17 protein-coding genes are annotated in these 19,685 nt (G+C 72.0%); 6 read left to right on the top strand and 11 right to left on the bottom strand.

What is annotated here, in order from left to right; all coding sequences use genetic code 11:
- Positions 1–22: 22 nt before the first annotated feature.
- The 10 genes from ACLQ27_RS10785 to ACLQ27_RS10740 all read right to left on the bottom strand — a co-directional run bounded on the left by ACLQ27_RS10785 (position 23) and on the right by ACLQ27_RS10740 (position 10,659).
- Positions 23–1,552, bottom strand: coding sequence for a tannase/feruloyl esterase family alpha/beta hydrolase (locus ACLQ27_RS10785; protein ID WP_425866560.1), 1,530 nt, complete (start codon positions 1,550–1,552; stop codon positions 23–25).
- A gap of 74 nt (positions 1,553–1,626) precedes the next feature.
- Positions 1,627–2,307 carry a response regulator transcription factor gene (locus ACLQ27_RS10780; RefSeq protein ID WP_357494802.1) on the bottom strand — a complete coding sequence of 227 codons (681 nt, stop codon included), beginning with the start codon at positions 2,305–2,307 and terminating at the stop codon, positions 1,627–1,629.
- Positions 2,304–3,365: a sensor histidine kinase gene (locus ACLQ27_RS10775; RefSeq protein ID WP_425866558.1), complete on the bottom strand. Its 1,062-nt coding sequence runs from the start codon at positions 3,363–3,365 to the stop codon at positions 2,304–2,306. The genes ACLQ27_RS10780 and ACLQ27_RS10775 overlap by 4 nt, the downstream gene beginning before the upstream one ends.
- Before the next feature lie 148 nt (positions 3,366–3,513).
- A complete protein-coding gene (gene pstB / locus ACLQ27_RS10770; protein WP_234588357.1) occupies positions 3,514–4,290 on the bottom strand; it encodes a phosphate ABC transporter ATP-binding protein PstB in 777 nt (258 codons plus the stop codon).
- A 17-nt stretch (positions 4,291–4,307) separates the two neighbouring features.
- The gene (gene pstA / locus ACLQ27_RS10765) at positions 4,308–5,396 is read right to left on the bottom strand and encodes a phosphate ABC transporter permease PstA (RefSeq protein WP_357494798.1); all 1,089 of its coding nucleotides are present in this window, start codon (positions 5,394–5,396) and stop codon (positions 4,308–4,310) included.
- Complete coding sequence (gene pstC / locus ACLQ27_RS10760) at positions 5,393–6,484, bottom strand: phosphate ABC transporter permease subunit PstC (protein ID WP_425866556.1); 1,092 nt, start codon at positions 6,482–6,484, stop codon at positions 5,393–5,395. Before pstC ends, pstA begins: the two co-directional genes overlap by 4 nt.
- A 39-nt stretch (positions 6,485–6,523) precedes the next feature.
- Positions 6,524–7,630: a phosphate ABC transporter substrate-binding protein PstS gene (pstS, locus tag ACLQ27_RS10755; RefSeq protein WP_234588342.1), complete on the bottom strand. Its 1,107-nt coding sequence runs from the start codon at positions 7,628–7,630 to the stop codon at positions 6,524–6,526.
- Between the two features lie 291 nt (positions 7,631–7,921).
- Positions 7,922–8,848, bottom strand: coding sequence for a mycothiol synthase (gene mshD, locus ACLQ27_RS10750; protein WP_357494796.1), 927 nt, complete (start codon positions 8,846–8,848; stop codon positions 7,922–7,924).
- A gap of 63 nt (positions 8,849–8,911) precedes the next feature.
- Positions 8,912–9,793 carry a polysaccharide deacetylase family protein gene (locus tag ACLQ27_RS10745; RefSeq protein WP_234588344.1) on the bottom strand — a complete coding sequence of 294 codons (882 nt, stop codon included), beginning with the start codon at positions 9,791–9,793 and terminating at the stop codon, positions 8,912–8,914.
- A gap of 146 nt (positions 9,794–9,939) precedes the next feature.
- On the bottom strand, positions 9,940–10,659 hold the full coding sequence (locus ACLQ27_RS10740; protein ID WP_179781168.1) for a winged helix-turn-helix transcriptional regulator: 720 nt from the start codon (positions 10,657–10,659) through the stop codon (positions 9,940–9,942).
- A 241-nt stretch (positions 10,660–10,900) separates the two neighbouring features.
- On the opposite strand from ACLQ27_RS10740, the gene ACLQ27_RS10735 reads away from it, so the two are divergent.
- The 5 genes from ACLQ27_RS10735 (at position 10,901) to ACLQ27_RS10715 (ending at position 14,429) form a co-directional block, all read left to right on the top strand.
- Positions 10,901–11,956, top strand: coding sequence for a hypothetical protein (locus ACLQ27_RS10735; protein WP_357494793.1), 1,056 nt, complete (start codon positions 10,901–10,903; stop codon positions 11,954–11,956).
- Between the two features lie 105 nt (positions 11,957–12,061).
- The gene (locus ACLQ27_RS10730; protein ID WP_357575020.1) at positions 12,062–12,850 is read left to right on the top strand and encodes an LmeA family phospholipid-binding protein; all 789 of its coding nucleotides are present in this window, start codon (positions 12,062–12,064) and stop codon (positions 12,848–12,850) included.
- Positions 12,851–12,966: 116 nt separating this feature from the next.
- Positions 12,967–13,044, top strand: a complete 78-nt coding sequence (locus ACLQ27_RS10725; RefSeq protein WP_310503780.1) for an Ms5788A family Cys-rich leader peptide — start codon at positions 12,967–12,969, stop codon at positions 13,042–13,044.
- A 209-nt stretch (positions 13,045–13,253) separates the two neighbouring features.
- Positions 13,254–14,102 carry a sulfurtransferase gene (locus tag ACLQ27_RS10720; protein ID WP_425866552.1) on the top strand — a complete coding sequence of 283 codons (849 nt, stop codon included), beginning with the start codon at positions 13,254–13,256 and terminating at the stop codon, positions 14,100–14,102.
- A gap of 6 nt (positions 14,103–14,108) precedes the next feature.
- Positions 14,109–14,429, top strand: a complete 321-nt coding sequence (locus ACLQ27_RS10715) for a DUF1416 domain-containing protein (protein ID WP_357494787.1) — start codon at positions 14,109–14,111, stop codon at positions 14,427–14,429.
- A 112-nt stretch (positions 14,430–14,541) separates the two neighbouring features.
- Here the strand turns inward: ACLQ27_RS10715 and ACLQ27_RS10710 are convergent, their stop codons facing one another.
- A complete protein-coding gene (locus ACLQ27_RS10710; protein WP_425866550.1) occupies positions 14,542–18,927 on the bottom strand; it encodes a S8 family serine peptidase in 4,386 nt (1,461 codons plus the stop codon).
- Between the two features lie 209 nt (positions 18,928–19,136).
- On the opposite strand from ACLQ27_RS10710, the gene ACLQ27_RS10705 reads away from it, so the two are divergent.
- The gene (locus tag ACLQ27_RS10705) at positions 19,137–19,616 is read left to right on the top strand and encodes a winged helix-turn-helix domain-containing protein (RefSeq protein WP_357494977.1); all 480 of its coding nucleotides are present in this window, start codon (positions 19,137–19,139) and stop codon (positions 19,614–19,616) included.
- The last annotated feature ends 69 nt before the right edge of the window (positions 19,617–19,685 follow it).

Raw genomic sequence — 19,685 nt, 5'->3', positions numbered from 1 at the left:
GGTACGGCGGACCGCCGGTCGGTCAGTAGTGCCCGACGTAGCGGTAGTCGGCGTTGAGGCTGCCCGGAGCGGCGTGCGCCGGTGCCAGCGCGTCGAACGGCGCCACCGTGAGGAAGCGGACGAACTGCTGGTCCGGCTCCTCGTTGGGCGCGTAGGTGAGAACGTCGATGTCACCCGGAGCGACGTCGCGCTCGACCCAGTCCATCAGCGGCTGCAGGAACTCCGGGATGCCGACCTCCGACGGGTGCTCGGTCGGCTCCGGCCCGAACAGGCAGTGGTAGCCGGCCGGCACCAGGTACAGCCGCGTGAACGCCTCGCTGCCGCCGCGGCGCTGCACCGCCGCGTAGTAGTCGACGGTCGAGAACGGGGGGACGGACGGGTCCGCCCAGCCGTGGTAGAGGATCAGCTTGCCGCCCTGGTCGCGGAACGCGGACAGATCCGCGTCGGTGGCGTTGTAGATGGCGTCCCCCAGCACGTTCAGCCGCTCGAACGTGGCCCGGGTGAACCGCACATCGGTCAGCTGGAAGTCGGCCGGTGGGTTCTGCGGGTACGCGAGGTACCTCAGGTAGTTGAGCGCGATCCTCGCGGTGTTGCCGTCCACCGGGGCGCCGGAGCGCACCACGAACTCGTCGATCCAGCCCAGCTCAGATCCGTACGGCATGCCGCCCGGGTAGAGGCCGTTCGGGCCGCGGTAGAACGCCACAACTGCAGCCACCTGGGCGGGCGTGAGGCAGTCGGGCCGGTCCGTGCCGCGCGGGCAGCGCAGCGACGACGGCTGGAACCCGCACCGCCGGGGGTCCTCGATGACCGAGCCGCACTGTCGAACAACCGCCTCGTGCAGCGCGGGGATCTTTTCCGGGCCGAGGATCTGCCGGCCCGACGCGTCGGTGTTGCGCAGCACCACCCAGGCGTTGAGCAGCGCCAGCGGCGCCAGGTTGTGTACCGGTGCGCCGGCCAGGATGCCGTCGAAGTCGGACGGGAACCGCTGCGCCAGCATCAGGCCCTGCCGGCCGCCGGTCGAGCAGCCGTCGAAGTACCGGTACGTCGGCCCGTGCCCGTAGTACGCGACCATCACCGCGTCCGCCACCCGCCGCAGCCGGTGCTCGGACAGCAGCCCGAACTCCAGTCGCGCCCGCGGGTCGGCGCCCCAGGTCGCCGGCTCGGTGGTCTGCGGGTCGCCGGTATGCCCGGTGTCGTCGGAGGCCAGCACCAGCCTGCCGTCCCGCGCGGCAGCGCACTGGAACCCGAAGAGCGGCAGGGTCAGGTCGGGCACCGTGCCGCACAACCCGCTACAGCCCTGCTGCACGTACTGCCCCGTCCAGCCGGAGACGGGGAGCTTGACGGTGAACCGTGTCTGCGGCCGGATCACCCCCTGCACCAGGCAGAATTCCTGGCCCTCGGCATTGGTGTCGCGCTCCGCCGACGTCACCGACACCTGCGGGATCCGTGCACGCGCCAACCCCGCGCACCTGTCGGCAGGCGGGTCGGTGGCGGATACCGGCGTGACGATCAGGGGTACGACGGTCAGCAGTGCCAGCACAGTCCGGATCATGCTTCCCTCCTCTTTGGAGGGAGATTAGGCAGGCTGGCCGGCCTGCCGGATCAGTCCCGGGATGGGACTCGCGGTCATCCCCGGGGCGGAGCGGTGCCCGGCCGCACCAGGCCGCACTCGTAGGCGAGCACGGCCGCCTGCACCCGGTCACGCAGACCGAGCTTGAGCAGGATCGCCGACAGGTGGGTCTTCACGGTGGCCCGGCTGAGGACCAGGCGCTCCGCGATCTCGTCGTTGGAGAGCGCCCGCGCGACAAGCGTGAGCACCTCGATCTCCCGGGCGCTGAGCGCGTCGAGCGCCGGTGGGGGAGTGCCGCCGGGCAGTTCGCTGGCGAACCTGTCGAGCAGCCGCCGGGTGACTGTCGGCGCGAGCAGCGCCTCACCGCGCGCCACCACCCGTACCGCAGTGGCCAGCTCGTCGGGCCGGATGTCCTTGAGCAGGAAGCCGCTGGCGCCGGCCCGCAGCGCCGAGAACACCGGCTCGTCCAGGTCGAACGTGGTCAGCATGATGATCCTCGCCGCCTGGCCGGCGGCGACCAGCCGGCGGGTCGCCTCGATGCCGTCCAGCCGGGGCATCCGTACGTCCATCAGGATCACGTCCGGTCGCAGACGCCCGGCCAGTTCGACAGCCTCCAGGCCGTCGCCCGCCTCGCCGACCACCTCGAGGTCCTCGCGGCTCTCGATGATCATCGCGAACCCGGCGCGCACCAGGGCCTGATCGTCGGCGATCAACACCCGGATGGCCGCCGCCGTCATGGCGAGGTGAGCGGCAGGTCCGCCCGTACCCGAAAGCCGCCCCCGGGCACCGGTCCGGCGTCCAGCGTCCCGCCCAACAACCGGGCCCGTTCCTGCATCCCCACGATCCCCCGGTGCGCGGAACGGTCGACCCGGCCGCTCGGACGGGCCGGGCCGTCGTCGCGGATCTCCAGCCGCACCGACCGGGGCGAGCACCGCACCAGCACCCGGGCCGTCGTGGCCTGGCTGTGCCGCAGCGTGTTGGTCAGCGACTCCTGGACGATCCGGTACGACGAGAGGTCCACCGCCGCCGGCAACGGTGACCTGGCTGGCTCCCGGTCCAGCTCGACGGTGAGGCCGGTGGCACCCAGCGACGCGGCCAGCGTGTCCAGTTGCGCCAGGCCGGGCTGCGGGGTGGCCGAGTCGGGCTCGGCGTCGGCGCTCATCGTCTGCAACAGCACCCGCAGTTCGGCCAGGGTGGAACGGGCCGCCAGGTCGATCGAGGCGAGCGCCGTGCGGGCCAGGTCGGGCCGACGCTCGAAGACGTCCTGTGCCGCGCCGGCCTGCACGACGATCACCGACACCGTGTGGACCAGCACGTCGTGCAGTTCGCGGGCGATCCGTTCGCGTTCCTGGGTGACGATGCGCCGCTCGGAGTCCTGCCGGCGCAGCGCGCGGGTCCGGCCCAGCTCACCGAGGGTCCAGCCGAGCGCCGGGCCGGCGATCGCGAGCAGCACGTTGCGCCAGTCGCCGTACGCCAGCTTCCAGGGCGTGCCGGCCAGCAGCAGGCCGAGCACCCACAGCGACCGCGACGGTGGCCTCCGGCGCGCGTACCCGGCCAGCACCGCGGCGACCTGGCCGAGCCAGCCGATGGCCGGACTGAGCGCCTCGATGCCGATCCCGGCGAGGACGGCCACCGCCATCGCGGCCTCCGGGTGGCGGCGCAGCACCGCGATGGTGCTGGCCTGCACCGCCGCCAACGCGAGGGCGGCGGCGTAGCCGAGCACGTGGTGTGGACCGTTCGGCGTGACCAGGATCAGCGCCGCGAGCACGACGAACAGGCCGACGGCGACCCTCACGTCGGGCCGGCATCCGCGCAGGAGCCTGCCGGGTGAACGCACTTGATGATCGTAGGCAGCTCACGGATCGGCGGTCATCGGCCGTGGGAACGACGAAGCGGCCCGTCCGGAGACGGACCGCCTGCGTCGCGCACGGGAAGAGGGGGGTTCAGCCGAAGCGGCCGGTGATGTAGTCCTCGGTCTTCTTGACGCTCGGGTTGCTGAAGATCTTCTGGGTGTTGTCGTACTCGATGAGACGGCCCGGGTCGCCGGTCTTCTCGATGGAGAAGAAGGCGGTCCGGTCCGACACACGGGCGGCCTGCTGCATGTTGTGCGTCACGATGATGATCGTGAACTTGTCCTTGAGCTGGAACATCAGGTCCTCGATGGCCAGCGTGGAGATCGGGTCCAGGGCCGAGCAGGGCTCGTCCATCAGCACGACCTGCGGTTCGACAGCGATGGTCCGGGCGATGCAGAGCCGCTGCTGCTGACCGCCGGAGAGGCCCGCGCCGGGCTTGCCCAGCCGGTCCTTGACCTCGTCCCACAGGTTCGCCGAGCGCAGCGCCTTCTCGGCCGCCTCGTCCAGGATCGACTTGCGCCGCACGCCGTTGAGCTTCAGCCCGGCCACCACGTTCTCGAAGATGCTCATGGTGGGGAACGGGTTCGGCCGCTGGAAGACCATGCCGATGGTGCGCCGGACCGCGGTGACGTCCACGTCCCGGTGGTAGATGTCCTGGTCGTCGATGGTCAGGCTGCCCTCGACCCGGGCGCCCGGCAGCACCTCGTGCATCCGGTTGATCGACCGCAGGAAGGTCGACTTGCCGCAGCCGGACGGCCCGATGAGAGCGGTGACGGTCTTCGGCTCGACAGTCAGGTTGATGTTCTCGATCGCCTTGAACCCGCCGTAGTAGGCGGTGACGTTCGAGGCGGAGACGCGCTTGGCCATGGTGGTACCTCCGGGGTTCATCGGCTGAGCCTGTTGCGACGGGCCAGCAGTTTCGCCGCGATCGTCAGGATGAGCACGAGGGCGACCAGGGTGAGTGCCGCCGTCCACGCCCGTGCCGGCGCGTACTTCGACGCGTCACCGGCCTGCTGGTAGACGAAGAGGGACAGCGACGACTGGTTGTTCTCGAAGGGGTTGGTGTTGATGGCGGCGCCGCCGCCGGCGACCAGGAGCACCGGCGCGGTCTCGCCGGCCGCGCGGGCGATGGCGAGCATGACGCCGGTGACGATGCCGGGCAGCGCCGTCGGCACCACCACCCGCAGGATGGTCTTCCACTTGGGGATGCCGAGCGCGTACGCGCCCTCGCGCAGTGGCGCCGGGACGAGGCGGAGCATCTCCTCGGTGGACCGGACGATGGTGGGCAGCATGAGCACGCTCAGCGCGAGCGCGGCGGCGAAGCCGGAGAAGCTCGGCCGGCCGTCGTTGAACCACGGCGACACGACCAGCACCCAGAACGCCAGCACGAAGAGGCCGGAGACGATCGACGGGATGCCGGTCATCACGTCCACGAAGAATCGGATCGCGAAGGCGAACTTGCCCCGCCCGTACTCGACGATGTAGATCGCGCAGAGGACGCCGAGCGGGACGGTGATCAGGGTGGCGATCCCGACCTGCTCCAGCGTGCCGACGATCGCGTGGTACGCGCCGCCGTTCGGGTCCCGGGCGCCGATGTTGTTCATCGAGGTCTGGAAGAAGTTGGCGTCGAACCGCTCGGCGCCCTTGCTGACCAGCGTCCAGACCACCGAGACGAGCGGCAGCACCGCCAGCACGAAGGCGGAGTGGATCAGTGCGCTCCAGGTGCGGTTGCGGGCCGACCGGCGCCCCTCGACCGCGTTGGCGGCGGCGAAGAGCCCGGCCAGGTAGAGGATCGCGCCGAGGACGACCACGAGGACCGGGCCGCCGATGTCGGTGCCGTAGACGATCACGGCGGAGAGCGCCAGGGCCGCCACGGCGATGGCCGGTGCGGCGTACCCGGGCAGCCGCCGGGCCCGCAGCGAGGACGGCTGGGCCGGCGGGCGGGTGCGGTGGGAGGTGACGGTTGTGGTCATGCGGCCGACTCCGTGAACTCCCGGCGGCGGTAGATGATCGCCCGCGCCGTGATGTTGACGATCAGCGTGATGGTGAACAGCACCAGACCGGAGGCGATGAGCGCGCCCCGGCCGGTCTCGTTCGCCTCGCCGAACGCGTTGGCGATGTTGGCGGCGATGGTGTTGCCGCCGTTCTGGATCAGGTTGAACGAGATGCCGAAGGTGATGCCGAGGGTCAGCGCCAGGGCGATGGTCTCGCCGAGCGCCCGGCCGAGGCCGAGCATCACCGCGGCGATGATGCCGGGGCGGCCGTAGGGGAGCACCGCGGTGCGGAGCATCTCCCAGCGGGTGGCGCCCAGGGCGAGGGCGGCCTCCTCGTTGGCGGTCGGCGTCTGGAGGAACACCTCGCGCGAGAGCGAGGTGATGATCGGCAACACCATGATCGCGAGTACCAGGGCACCCAGCATGATCGACTTACCGAACGGGCCGTCGCCGCCGAAGATCGGGAGCCAGCCGAAGTACTCGTTCAGCCAGACGGAGAAGTCCCGGACCGGGTTGATGAAGATGTCCCGCCCCCAGAGGCCGAAGACCACGCTCGGCACGGCGGCGAGGAGGTCGACCAGGAAGCCGAGAGCGGTGCCCAGCCGACGGGGTGCGTAGTGCGAGAGGTAGAGCGCGATGCCCAGCGCCACCGGCACCGCCATGAGCAGCGCCAGCGCCGCGCTGAGCACGGTGCCGAAGGCGAGCGTGCCGATGCCGAACTTCGGCTGCGTCTCGTTGGGGGACCAGCCCTCGTAGGACCAGAAGTTCTCGGTGTTGGCGCGCAGGGCCGGCACCGCCTTGGCGACCAGGAAGATCGCGATGGCGGCGATGATGACCAGAACGGCGGTGCCGGCGGCCAGTGTGAGACCGCGGAAGGCCCGCTCGGCGCCGAACTTGCGGCTGCGCGGCAGTGCGCCGCCGCCGCCCAGTCCGTCGCCGCCCGGGGAACGGGTGCTGACTGGTGCCTCGGCCACACGCGCCGAGGCACCGGCGGGCCACTCGTGACTCTGGGTCACGCGCGTCCCGCCGGTGCCGGCGTCGGCCGAGCGGTGAGGGGTTTCACCCATCTGCTCGCTCGATTCGGTTGCGGAGGTGGTGGGGTCGGGTCAGGAGAGGTTCTTGACCGCGGTCTCGACCTTGGTGCGGACCGTCTCCGGCAGCGGGGCGTAGCCGAGGTCGGTCAGCGAGTTCTGGCCCTCGGCGCTGGCGGCGTAGCCCAGCAGACCCTTGACCAGTGCCAGCTTGTCGGCCGCGAGGCCCTTGCTGCAGACGATCTCGTACGTCGCCAGGACGATCGGGTAGGCCCCGGCCTCCTTGGTGTTGTAGTCGATCGACAGCTTGAGGTCGTCGCCCTGGCCATCGATCTTGGCGCCGGCGATGGTCTTGCCAGCGGCCTCGGCGGTCAGCGCGGCGAACTCGCCGTTACCGTTGCCGATCTTGGCCATGTTCAGGCCGGCGTTCTCGGCGAACGACCACTCCATGTAGCCGATGGAGCCGTCGGCACCCTTGACCGAGCTGGCCACGCCGTCCGAACCCTTGGCGCCGGTGCCGCCCGGGGCCTTCCAGGCCTTGGCGTTGCCCAGCGTCCAGTCCGCCTCGGAGGTCTTCGAGAGGAACTTGGTGAAGTTGTCGGTGGTGCCCGACTCGTCCGAGCGGTGGACGGTCTGGATGGTGGTCGCCGGGAGCTTGGCGTCCGGGTTGTCGGCCTTGATCGCCGCGTCGTCCCACTTGGTGACCTTGCCGGCGAAGATCTTCGCCAGGGTGGCCGGCTTGAGCTGGAGGTTGTCCACGCCGCTGACGTTGTAGGCGACGGCCACCGGGCCGATCACCATCGGCAGGTGGATGGCCTTGCCGCCGGCGCACTTGGCGTCGGCCTGCGGCTGCTCCTCCGGCTTGAGCGCGGAGTCGGAGCCGGCGAAGTCGGCGGTCCCGGCGATGAACGCCTGGATGCCGGCGCCCGAGCCGGAAGCCTCGTAGTTGATCGTGGTGCCAGCGCACTTCTGCTGGTACGCCTTGATCCACTCGGCCATGGCGTTCTTCTGCGCCGACGAGCCCTGGGCGTTCAGCGTGCCGGTAGCGCAGTCGACCGCGGCGGCCGAGCCCGCGGCAGTTGCGCCGGAGGCGGGCTCGTTGTTGTCCGAGCCGCATGCGCTGAGGCCGAGCGTCGCGGCAAGAGCGAGGCCGGCAATAGCGCCGTACCGCTGGAGCTTCACCTGAGGGGTTTCCCTTCGCGTCTGACTTGGCGCCCCGATCCCGGGGCCCGAGGACCGGCTTTGACCGGCTGACACGAAAGTTAGAAGTGCCAGGTAGCCGGTTCGCCGGTCGCAAGTGAACGCAAGGTGAACACGTACGGCCCCCGAGGTGACCGCTTGCTGAGGGTGAGTTGTCCGTTAAGTGAACCGGGATACACCTGTCGGAAGTATGGGTATATATCCGGTTCAGCGTTATCCCGCCGACGCTCGGCCGTTACCCGCCGGTGACTCGCTCGGCCCGACGGCCGACGGTCAGCCCAGGTGGTAGTTGATGTGCGCGGACCAGCGGGCGAAGCCCAACCGCTCGTAGAGCGCTACCGCTCCGGTGTTCGAGTCGTCCACGAAGAGCATCACCCGGTCCAGGCCCCGCTTGTCCCGCAGGTACGCGAGCCCTGCGGTGGTCAGCGCCCGACCGAGCCCGCCACCGTGCGCGGTCGGCTCCACGCCGAGCACGTACACCTCGCCGATGCGGGCCGACCCGGGCCGCTCGTGCACCTTCGTCCAGTGGAAGCCCAGCAGCCGACCGGTCGAGGTCTCCTCGGCGAGCAGGAAACCGGCCGGGTCGAACCACGGCTCGGCGAGGCGGACCCGCAGGTCGTCCGAGGTCCACCGCCCCTGCTCGGGATGCTCGGCGAAGGCCCGCGCGTTCAGGGCCAGCCAGGCCGCGTCGTCGGCACCGGGGCGGAACGCACGCAGCGTCACCCCGTCGGGCAGACGCGGCTCGCCCAGCGGGGCGGCCAACGGCCGGCGTAGCTGCCAGAGCACGCGCGCCCGGCTGAACCCGAGGTCCACGGCGAGCGCCGCCGCCGACGGGTGGTCGCCGTGCGCCCACGCCCGCAGTGGCCCGGTGGCCGAGGCGAGCACGCCCCGGGCCAGCGCCCGGCCCGTGCCCCGCCGCCGGTACGCGGGGTGCACCACCAGCTCCACCCCGATCCCGCCCACCGGGTCGGTGGTGTCGAGGTGGGCGTACCCGGTGAGGGTGCCGTCATCGGCGCGGGCCAGCAGGTGTACGGCCGGCGCCTGCGGATCGCGCAGGCGGAGCAGGACGTGTTCGTCGAGCGGGTCCGCGCCGTCGGTGTCGCCCGCCGTGCGCGCCAGGGCCAGCACGTCGGCGATCTCCGTCGGGGCCAGTCGGTCGGTCCGGGTCACCTGGTCGCTGGTCGGCTCCGCACTGCTCATTGGATCACCGTAGCCGCTGCGTCCGGTGCGTCCCGGACTCTCGCCCGAGTAGGGGGAAGTGGCTCACGTCGGGTCGGTGGGCAGTGCCTCCAACTCGTAACGCGAGCTGAGTGCGGGCAGTATCCGGCGCAGCGCGTCGACGGTGCCCTGCCGGTCGCCGCCGGCATCGTGCATGAGGACCACGGCACCCGGTTCCACCTGCGAGAGCACGGTCGCGGCGATCTTGCTGGCACCCGGGGCCTGCCAGTCCGACGGGTCCACCGACCAGTGCAGCGGGGTCATGCCGAGCTGCTGGGACACCGACACCACCGGGTACGTCCAGGCGCCGCCGGGTTGGCGGTACCAGACGATCGGGGCGTCCGGGACTGCCGCTCGGATCGCCTCGTTGGTGCGGACCAGGTCGGCGCGGATCTGGTCGGCGGACTTGTTGCCCAGGGTGACGTCGTGGTGCCAGGAGTGATTGCACAGGGTGTGGCCGTCGGCGACGATCGCCTGGACGAGGTCGGGATGATCCTGCGCGTTCTCGCCCACCACGCAGAAGGTGGCCTTGACGTCGTACTCGCGCAGGATCGCGAGGACCTGCGGGGTGTAGCGCGGGTCCGGCCCGTCGTCGAAGGTCAGCGCGAGTCGGGCGTTGCCGGTGTCGGTGTGGGCGCCGAACAGCTTGTCGCCGCTGGCGTTCTGCCCCGAGCCGTCCTGGCCGGCCTCGGTCGGGCCAGCGCTCTGGCTCGCGGTCGGGCTGCCCGTCGGGGTGCCGGTCGAGGGCTTCTCGGGAGGCTGGTCGGCGTAGTGCGTGCCGTCGCCCTCGGTGGTGACACCTGTGGCGTGTCGCTGGGTCTGGTCGGGGACGAGACTGCGGCCCAGCACGTACGCCGAGCCGAGCAGCGCGACCACCACCACCGTCACGATCACTGCCGCGCGCGCGGTCGAGCTGACCCGCGTCACGGCTTCCGCCCGGCTGGCCGGACGCGCCGGCCCCTCGCCCCCGTGCTACCTGCCCGCACCGTCGCCCCCCTTTTCCGACAACCCGGCAGTCAGAATATGACCGGCGAGCCGCGCAAAAGGGGCATATGGGAAATCGCCCTGGCTGGTTAGACGGGCAGCGGCGCGTGCTCCGCCTCGGGCAGGGAACGCGACGGCGGGACGACGAACTTGTAACCCACCTGGCGGACCGTGCCGATCATCGACTCGTACTCCGAGCCGAGCTTGGCGCGCAGCCGCCGGACGTGCACGTCCACCGTCCGGGTGCCGCCGAAGTAGTCGTAGCCCCAGACCTCGCGCAACAGCTGGTCGCGGGTGAACACGCGGCCCGGGTGCTGGGCGAGGAACTTCAGCAGCTCGAACTCCTTGTAGGTGAGGTCGAGCGGGCGACCCTTCAGCTTGGCGGCGTACGTGTCGGGGTCGATGGTCAACTCACCGGCCCGGATCGAGCCGCCGGCACCGGCGGTCGCGTTGCTCAGGCGGCCGACCGCGAGCCGCAGTCGAGCCTCGACCTCGGCGGGACCGGCCGACGCGAGGATGACGTCGTCGACGCCCCAGTCCGCGTTCAGCGCGATCAGGCCGGCCTCGGTCACCACCGCGACCAGTGGCACCCCGAGCCCGGTCGCGTGCAGCATCCGACAGGTCGCTCGGGCCTCGCTCAGCTCCGACCGGGCGTCCACCAGCACCGCGTCGGGGCTGGGCCCGGCAACCAGGGTGCGGACGTCGCGCGGCGCGGTGCGAACCGAGTGTGGCAGCAGGTCGAGCGCCGGCAGCACAGCCGACGGTTCCCCTGCGCGCGCGGTCACCAGCAGCAGGATCTCCACGATCACCTCCGTCCCGGCGGCGCAACGCCGCACGCGACCAGACACACTCGTGGCAGAGTGCGCTGAGAAATAGCGTGGTCCCGGCGTCGCTGACGGGCGGGTAACGCGTTGAGCGTAACCGATCGCCTCGGCTGCGCCTTGAGGTCATTTCCCGTTTGTCTAGCTTGCCCCTGATCGTGGCGCAGGTTTTAACGTTGCGGAAACCCGTGACCGGCGCGGCGGGCAGCCCATCTGGCACGATCGGGGCGTGTTTCCCTCCACCTCGTCCGACGCCGGCCGCGAATCGTGGTCCGACGGTCCCCGCCCGGGTCCGGCCGCTCCGACCCGTGGCCATCCGCCCGCGCCGCGCACCGGACCGGCCGTCGCCGAAGGCGAACGCCGTGGGCGGGGTGGGCCGCGCCGGGCCCGCCGCGCCGGGGAGCCGGCCCGTCGTTCCGAGGACGAGGTCGACGAGCCGGAGGAGGAGCCGGTCGCTCCGGTCGAGGTGCACCGGCCGCTGGCCCTGACCATCGCCGGCTTCGCCGCGCTGCTCGGGGTGGGTCTGGTGCTCGGCGCGCAGACGTCCGGGCCGGGTCACCGCCTGCCGTTCGCGTTCATCGTCTTCGGCGTCCAACTGCTGTTCGTGCTCGCCTGGACGATGGCCATGCGCCCACCCGCGCTGCTGCTGGTCGGCGGGATCAGCGCCGCGGTCGCCGCGGCCGCCGACATCGCCGCCGTCCAGAGTGACGTCGCCGGTCTGGCGCCGCTGGGCTACCTGGCCGTCGGCGGCTTCCTCGCCGCCGTGCTCGGCCAGCTGGTCCGCCGCGTCGACCGGGTCCGGGTCACCGACTCCCTCGGCGCCACCCTGCTCATCGTGGTCGGGGTCGTGGCCTTCGGCACCCTGATCGTGCTCAGCCGCATCCCGGCCGGCACCCAGGCGATCACGGTCTGCCTGACCGCGAGCGGGGTCGCGCTGACCGTCGCCCGGCTCACCGACGCGGTGCTGCCGTGGCCCCGGCTGGCCCCGCAGGTGCCCCGGGGCGCGGCCGGCGTCGTCGCCGGCGCGATGGTGGGCACGCTGGGCAGCGCGCTCCTCGGCAGCTATCTGGTGACCCCCTTCACGCCGACCCGGGCCGCGGTGATCGGCCTCGTCGCGGCCGTCACCGCAGTCCTCTCCGATCTCGCCGTGGGGTACGCGGAGGCGGGCCGCCTGATGGCCGGCGAACCGCCCACCATGTGGGTCGCCCGGCACATGCAGGGTCCGCTCGGCGGATTCGCCCTGGCCGCACCCGCCGCGTACGCCATGTGCATGCTGTTCCTCTGAGCCCACGGTTGAGGCCGGTGCCGGTCGGGTACCTACGGGTGCGCCGCGCTGCGGCACCGGTTCGGACGTCCCGCCGATCAGCGGCGGGCGGAGACAGGAGGCGGCGTGGCCCAGGAGTATCCGGCTGGCGAAGCCCGGCCCCGACGGCGCGGTCGCAAGCTGCTCATCGGCCTGGTCGTCCTGCTCCTGGTGGTGGGGGGTCTGCTGGTGGTCGCCGACCGTGTGGCGGTCGGCGTGGCCGAGCGGCTCATCGCCGAGCGGGTCAGCCAGGAGGTCAGCAAGCAGGGGGCGCAGTCGGCCAAGCCCGACGTCGAGGTCGGCGGGACGCCGTTCCTCACCCAGGTGCTGGACGGGCGGTACGAGCGGATCTCCATCACTCTGCGGGACGTGCAGGCGTCGGTCGAGGGTGACGCCGTACGGCTGCCGGTGCTGGATGTGGACGCCCGCAACGTGCGTGCTTCGATCGACACGCTGCGGACCGGGCAGGGCGACATCGTCGCCGACACGGTCAACGGCACCGGCACGATCAGCTACGAGAGCCTCGCCGCGCTGCTGAACCGACCCGGGCTCAAGCTCGGCGAGCAGGGCGGCAAGCTCGCCGTCACCGCCCCGGTCGACATCCTCGGTCAGAAGTTCACCGTCGCCGGCACCGCCGACGTCACCGTCGCCGAGAACGGCAAGGTGGCCCTGCGCTTCAACAACCTGGACGCCGCGGGCCTGCCGAACCTGCCGCTGGCCCGGCTGGCCCTGAACCGGTACGCCCAGGGGATCTCCATCGACGTGCCGCTGCCCGAGCTGCCGTTCCAGCTCGCGGTCCGGGAGGTCCGGCCGTTGCCCGAAGGGCTGGCGGTCACCGCCGACGCGAAGAACGTGCCGATCAACTCCGCCGGCTGAGTCGCGCCTCAATCGTCCGGGCCGCTGGGACGCTTCAGCTGCCCCGCAGCCCGGACGATCCCGGATGGTGGTCGGTCCAGTGGCAGCCCGGTCACTGGCTGGTAGGCTCCGTGCTCATGGGGACCCACCTCACCAAACGGCGCGCGGTCGACCTGTGCCGCGTGGCCACCTGCCTGTGTCGCCCTGTCATCTGACGGCGGGGCTGTTTTCGGCCGCCTGACGGCGGCCACCGGCACGCAGGGTCCTCGACCCTTTCCGGTGATCCCACCGAACGCCCGGCAGCGGCGCCGTCGCACGAACCCGTGATCCCGTCCTTCCGCTGGGTCCCGCGCGCGGTGCGACAGTTCAACCCATCGATATTCGCGCGTTGGCTCACCATCCATCCTCACCAGGGAGTGATTCGATGAGTCGCGACACCGCACTCGTATCGGCCGAGTGGGCCGAGAAGAACCTCGACGCCCCGGGCGTCGTCTTCGTCGAGGTCGACGAGGACACCTCGGCCTACGAGACCGGCCACATCGCCGGCGCCATCAAGATCGACTGGAAGACCGACCTCCAGGACCAGGTCCGCCGGGACTTCGTCAACAAGACCCAGTTCGAGGCGCTGCTGTCCGAGCGGGGCATCAGCAACGACGACACCGTGATCCTGTACGGCGGCAACAACAACTGGTTCGCGGCGTACGCCTACTGGTACTTCAAGCTCTACGGCCACCGCGACGTGAAGCTGCTCGACGGCGGTCGCAAGAAGTGGGAGCTGGACGCCCGCCCGCTGGTCACCGAGACGGCGGCCCGCCCGGCGACCCAGTACGTCGCGCAGGAGCCGGACACCTCCATCCGGGCCTTCCGCGACGAGGTCGTCGCCGCGATCGGCGCCAAGAACCTGGTCGACGTGCGCAGCCCCGACGAGTTCGCCGGTCGGCTGCTCGCCCCCGCGCACCTGCCGCAGGAGCAGGCGCAGCGGGCCGGTCACATCCCGACCGCGATCAGCGTCCCGTGGTCCAAGGCGGCCAACGAGGACGGCACCTTCCGCTCCGACGACGAGCTGCGCAGGATCTACGGCGACGCGGGGCTGGACGACAGCAAGGAGACCATCGCGTACTGCCGGATCGGCGAGCGTTCCTCGCACACCTGGTTCGTGCTGCAGGAGCTGCTCGGTCACCGCAACGTGAAGAACTACGACGGTTCGTGGACCGAGTACGGCTCGCTCGTCGGCGTGCCTGTCGCGCTCGGCGACGAGCCCGGGGAGGCCTGATCCGCCATGACTGCTCCCACCGCCGCGGGTTGCGCCGCACCCGACCAGGCCGCGCCGCTGCCGGCCAGCCTGGACCTGGAGAAGGAAACCGTCATCACCGGCGTCGTCCGCTCGTCGGCGGACGAGGTCGTGCCGGGCGCGTACGTCCGGCTGCTCGACTCGACAGGTGAGTTCACCGCCGAGGTTGTCACCTCGGCGGCCGGCCAGTTCCGGTTCTTCGCCGCGCCCGGTTCCTGGACGCTGCGGGCGCTGTCCCGGCACGGCAACGGCGACGCCGCCGTCACTGCCGGCCGGGGCATCAACGAGGTCGCCGTCACCGTCGCCTGACCCATCGCTCTGATCGACCGGGGCCGGTCACCCGCAGAGGGTGACCGGCCCCGGTCGTCGTCGCGCGGGTGGCCGGCGGCCGACAGGTCGCCGGCCACCCACGCGTGTCGGGTCAGATGCCGGTGGCTCTCGTGCAGGACGAGACCGGATCGAGGGTGAAGTCGAGTGTGTCGACGATGCCCGCCTCGATCCGCGTGCGCTGCGTCTGCGGCACCCAGGCGTCCTTGGCGACGATCACGTCGTAGCGGCCCTTCGGCAGCCACCACACGTACCGGCCCTGGGCGTCCGCGGTCAGGGTGTAGCCGGTAGTCGTCCCCACCCGGTTCACCCGGACCGTCGCCGCGACCCCGACGGTGACCCCGGCGCAGGTGACCCCGGTGACGGTGCCCTGGATCCTGCCCCAGCTGGCCGGCGGCGACACGTTCATCCGCACCGGCACCGCTGAGACGCGGTACGGCGTGTCGGATGCGACGCCCAGCTCGCCGGAGTAGGTGCCCGGCTGGTCCACGCCGGCCGCGACAGTGGCGCTCATGGTGACGGTGACCGTTCGGGAGGCGCCCGCGGCCAGCGTGAAGGTGCCCGGTGTCGTGGCGAGCCAGGGAAGGTCCGCCTCCCCGTCGCACAGCTCCAGGCCGCTCAGCCGCTCACTCTCGGCGGAGCCCACGAAGGACGACGGCGAACCACCGATCTTGTACGCGCCGCAGGCGGCGGCGCCTCGGTACCTGCCGAACTGGACGTTTGGCAGGTCGCGCCAACCTCCGGCCACCGGGTCGTACGCGATGGTCCGGTTGGTCACCGTTGTCGACGCGGCCGTGACCCCGCCGGCCAGGACCAGGAGGTCCCCGGCCGCCGTGTACTGGGAACCCCAGAGGTCCAGCGGCAGGTTCGGCAGTGGGCGCCACGCGTCCGCCGCCGGGTCGTAGCGGTAGGCGTCGGTGTACTCGGTGCCGCCGGTGCCGCCGGCACAGTAGATCGCGCTGCCGATCCCGCCGCAGGAGAGCCAGGAGACCCGATGCGGGTAGGACGCGCCGGTGTGCAACGCGCCGGTCGCCGGGTCGAAGACGACGAGCCGGTCCGAGTCGGTGCAGTCGTTGTCCAGGCAGCCCCCGACCAGGTAGACCTTCCCACCGGTCACCGCGCCGCCGGCAGCCGCCGCCGGGAACGGGTTGGTCGCTCCGGCCACCGTGCTCCACCGTTCCGTGGCAGGGTCGAACACGTCCACCGAGGCGACCGTGTTGTCGTCGACTCCCCAGCCACCGAGGACGTACACCTTGCCGCCGACGGCCGCCGCGACCGGCTTGGCCCGCGCGGTCGGCAGGTCGGGCAGCGCGGCCCAGGCGTCCGTGTCGGGGTCGTAGCGCCACGCCTTGCCTTCCAGGCCGCTGCCACCGCCACCGCCGACGGAGTAGACCTTCCCGTCGAGGGTGGCCGCCGCGTTGTCGTAGACGCCGGCGGGCAGGTCGGCGATACCGGTCCACCCGTCCTGCGCCCGTGGCGCGGCCTCGGTTCCGGTCTCCGCCCCGCCGTACGCGGTACCCGTGCGGGCCTTGCTGATCCCCTTCATCCGTTGCTCCCGCAGCGGCGCACCGGCCCTGGACAGCAGGTCGAACCGCCCGCCGCGCTCCACCAGGTTGACGGCGGCCGGCGCGCTTCCGGTGTTGCGGACCGTCAGCTTCGTGGTCCGGGTGCTGCCGTACGACTGGTACGACTGGACGTTCGTGGGGGTGACGGTGAGTCTGCCGGCGGCCAGCGCGACGTCCAGCCGTCGGACCTCGTCGGCAGTCACCGTCGCCGTCTGCGTGGCCGCCTGGTACGGCGCACGGCTGGCCGTGAACCGGTGCGCCCCGGTCAGCCCGGAGAAGAGCCGATAGAAGCCGTCCGGCAGGGCCGGGTCGTCAGGTGTCGACGCCGACGTGCCACGGTCCGCCGGTCGGTCGGCGCTCACCACCGTGACCCCGTTGAGCGGGGTGCCGGTGTTGCGGTCGGTGGTCAGGCCGAGCACCAGACCGCCGGCTGCCGGCACGCAGTCGCGGTTGACCAGCTGCACGTCGTCCACCTGCCACCACCACGCGAAGGTGCCGTGGAAGCGGAACCGGACCTGCACGGCGGACGCCCCGGCAGCCGGATCCAGGGGCACCTCCTCGAGCAGCGGTCCACGTCGGCTGCTGGTCTGGTGCCACACCGTGGTCCAGGTGGTGCCGCCGTCGGTGGAGACGTCCACGTCGGCGGCATCGGTCACGCCGACCGCCCGCCAGTCGCTGTGGAACCGCAGCACCGGCGCGGGCGTGGAGCGCAGGTCGACGGTCGGGGTCACCAGGTCGGTGTCCTGGGTCCTACCGGAGCCGAGACGGTCGCTGTCGGCGATGGCGAAGGCGCCGCTGCCGCCGGTGAGGTTGCCCCGCTCACCGGCGTCGTCGAAGGTCCAGCCGCCGTCCCCGGTGCGGTCGCGGACCGACCAGCCGTCCGGCGCGGCGGCGCCGTCGAAGCTTTCGGCCAGGAGCGGCGTGCCGAAGCTGCCGGTGTAACCGGCCGCCGTGCAGGCGGTCTCGACAGGTACGGCGATGTCGGCCGGAACCGGCCCGTCGCCGGTGGCCACGTCCCGGGTGATCGTGCGGTAGCCGGGGTAGCGGGCGGTGACGGTGAGCCGGTACGTGGTGTCGCCCGGCACGGTGAACGAGTACCGCCCGGTGGCCGGGTCGGTGAACACCGGTCCGCCGGGACGGCCGGTGACCTCGATCCGGGCGTAGAGCGGCCAGCCGTGCCCGGAGCCGTCGGTGACCCGGCCGCTCACGGTGACCGACGGGTTCGCCGTCAGGGCGAAGTCCTCGGTGACCGTGCCGCCCTCGGTGACGGTGACGGTGGCCGTCCGCGCGGCGTACCCGTAGGCGCTGACGGTGACAGTGGCCGCGCCGGCCGGCACAGTGAGCGCGTACCGGCCGTCCGCGCCGGTGGTGGCGCTGCGGGTGCCGTCGCCGACTGTCGCGCCGGCGATCGGCTCGCCGTCAGCGGCGGCGGTGACCGTGCCGGTGATCCGCCCGACGGCGCCGCGCGGGGCGTCCCGCACCGCCGCGTACGCGTCCAGCCGGCCCTCGCCGAAGACGTTGTTGTCGGCGGCGGTACCTCCGCAGGCGGTGGCGTCGACGTCGCGGGCGGTCCGGTCCAGCAGCTCCTCGGTGGCGGTGACGTCACCCTTCAGGCTCGGCGCCGCCGACCAGAGCAGCGCGACGGTGCCGGAGACGTGCGGCGCGGCCATCGAGGTGCCGTCGAAGGCGGCGTAGGAGTCGCCCGGAACGCTGGAGCGCACGTTGCTGCCCGGTGCGGCGACGTTCGGCTTGTACGACAACGTGTCGGTGCCGCCACCCCGCCCGGAGAAGTCGGAGATCGCGTCGTGCACGTCGTACGAGCCGACCGCGTACGCGTTGGCGTTGTCTCCGGGTGAGCCGGCGCTGCCGCAGGCCGGGCCGTCGTTGCCCGCCGCGAAGACGCCGAAGATGCCGGCCGCCCGCCAGGCCGCGATGGTCTGCTGGAACCACGGGTCGCCGCCGGCGCCGCCCCAGGAGTTGTTGACCACGTCGGGGCGCAGGTCGGGGCGGGGGTTCTGGCCGTTCAGGTCGGTCGGTGCCAGCACCCACTGGCCGGCCGCGAGCAACGATGAGTCGGTGCAGGAGTCGGTCTCGCAGCCCTTCGCGGTGATCCACTTCGCGCCGGGTGCGACGCCGATCTGGTTGCCGGCGCGGTCGTCGCCGACCATCGTGCCCATGGTGTGCGTGCCGTGGCCGTTGTTGTCGCAGGGCGCGGCGCTCGGGCACACGCCCGCCGGGTCGTACCAGTTGTGGTTGTGGTCGAACGCGCCACCGCCGAGGTTGCCGCGGTACGCCCCCACCAGCGCCGGGTGGTCGTACTGGACGCCGCTGTCGATGTTGGCGACCACCATGCCCTCGCCACGGTCGGCGAACTCGCTCCACACCTGCGGGGCGTTGATGTTGGTGAGTCCCCACTCGGCGCCGTTGGCGGTGACGCGGCCGCCGGTGACCGGTTTCGGCCGGAGCAGGGGATAGCTGCGGCTGGGCTCGATCCGGGCCACCTCGGGTCGCTTGGCGATCTGGTCGAGCAGCGCCCGGTCACCTGTCACGCGCACGGCGTTGGCGATCCAGTACGTGGTGTACGGCGCCTTGCGGGTGGTGAGCAGCGAGCGCAGACCCTTCTGGGTGCGCCTGGCGGTCGTCGTGAGCAGCCGGCGCACCTCGCGCGCCCGATCGTCCGGGTCGCGCAGCTTCGCCGTCCGGCTCAGCGGCGCGGTGTCCCGCAGGTAGACCAGGAAGCTCGCGCTGCCCGACGTGCCGAGCTGGCCGAGCAGGCGCTGGTCCACGCGGGCCGGTGTCGGCCGGGGCGCGGGTCGGGCGGCCACCGCGGGCTGGGCGGTGAGGGCCAGCAGGGCCGCGCAGCACGCGACGGCCGTCCGCCAGAGAGCGGACCTCAGGGTTGATGGTCGGAGCACTGTTCCTCCCCACGTTGGGTCCCGACGGGTTCGGGACGGGCGCGCACCGCCGTGCACAGTGAACAACGCCGGTCAGTGCCTGGTCAGTGACGTGGCGTCATTCCGACCGTTGCGACGGGGCCCCGAAATGCATCGGCATCCGTCACTATCTTCGGGTGGTGGTAGCGGGTGGTGCGGGCGGAGTCGGCGGGCCCGGTGCGGAGGTCCCGATCGTCGTCTGCGTCAGTGCGGACGCCTCGGTGCGCGAGCGGGTGCTGCGGCAGCTCGACGGTCCGATAGTGACCTGCGCGGACCTGGCCCAGCTGCGGGCGATGCTGTTGCCACCGTCGGCAGGCGCGGCACCGGCCGTCGGACCGAGCACCATGCCGTCGCCGCAGGGGCGCATCAGCTGGGGTGAGCTGGTCGTCGACCGGGCCGGGCACGTGGTCACCTGGCGTGGCGATCCACTCCCGCTCACCCGTACCGAACGGGAGCTGCTCGCTCGGCTCGTCGGTCCACCGCTCGTGGTGTGGAGCCACGAGCAGCTCTTCGCCGCGGTCTGGGCCGGCACGTACCTCGGCGACACGGCGATCCTGCACTCCGCGATCAAGCGGCTCCGGCGCAAGCTGCACGGGTTGCCGGGTGGGCCGCGGGTGCACACCGTGCGCGGGGTCGGCTACCGGCTCGATCCGCCGCCCCGGCCGGCCTGATCTTCCGCCGTCACCCCGACCGCCGACCGCTGCCTCCGGTGCGGAGGACCGCCCGTGACACCATGGCCG

Source organism: Micromonospora sp. DT63 (genome assembly GCF_049841615.1).
Lineage (GTDB): Bacteria > Actinomycetota > Actinomycetes > Mycobacteriales > Micromonosporaceae > Micromonospora.
The sequence above is the reverse complement of the archived record's forward strand: the minus strand, read 5'-3'. Positions and strand labels throughout refer to the sequence as shown.

Excerpts from the sequence above, each read along its gene's own strand:
- pstB (WP_234588357.1), bottom strand. The coding sequence starts at position 4,290 with ATGGCCAAGCGCGTCTCCGCCTCGAACGTCACCGCCTACTACGGCGGG.
- ACLQ27_RS10785 (WP_425866560.1), bottom strand. The coding sequence starts at position 1,552 with ATGATCCGGACTGTGCTGGCACTGCTGACCGTCGTACCCCTGATCGTC.
- ACLQ27_RS10720 (WP_425866552.1), top strand. The coding sequence starts at position 13,254 with ATGAGTCGCGACACCGCACTCGTATCGGCCGAGTGGGCCGAGAAGAAC.
- ACLQ27_RS10725 (WP_310503780.1), top strand. The coding sequence starts at position 12,967 with ATGGGGACCCACCTCACCAAACGGCGCGCGGTCGACCTGTGCCGCGTG.
- ACLQ27_RS10715 (WP_357494787.1), top strand. The coding sequence starts at position 14,109 with ATGACTGCTCCCACCGCCGCGGGTTGCGCCGCACCCGACCAGGCCGCG.
- mshD (WP_357494796.1), bottom strand. The coding sequence starts at position 8,848 with ATGAGCAGTGCGGAGCCGACCAGCGACCAGGTGACCCGGACCGACCGA.
- pstA (WP_357494798.1), bottom strand. The coding sequence starts at position 5,396 with ATGACCACAACCGTCACCTCCCACCGCACCCGCCCGCCGGCCCAGCCG.
- ACLQ27_RS10780 (WP_357494802.1), bottom strand. The coding sequence starts at position 2,307 with ATGACGGCGGCGGCCATCCGGGTGTTGATCGCCGACGATCAGGCCCTG.
- pstC (WP_425866556.1), bottom strand. The coding sequence starts at position 6,484 with ATGGGTGAAACCCCTCACCGCTCGGCCGACGCCGGCACCGGCGGGACG.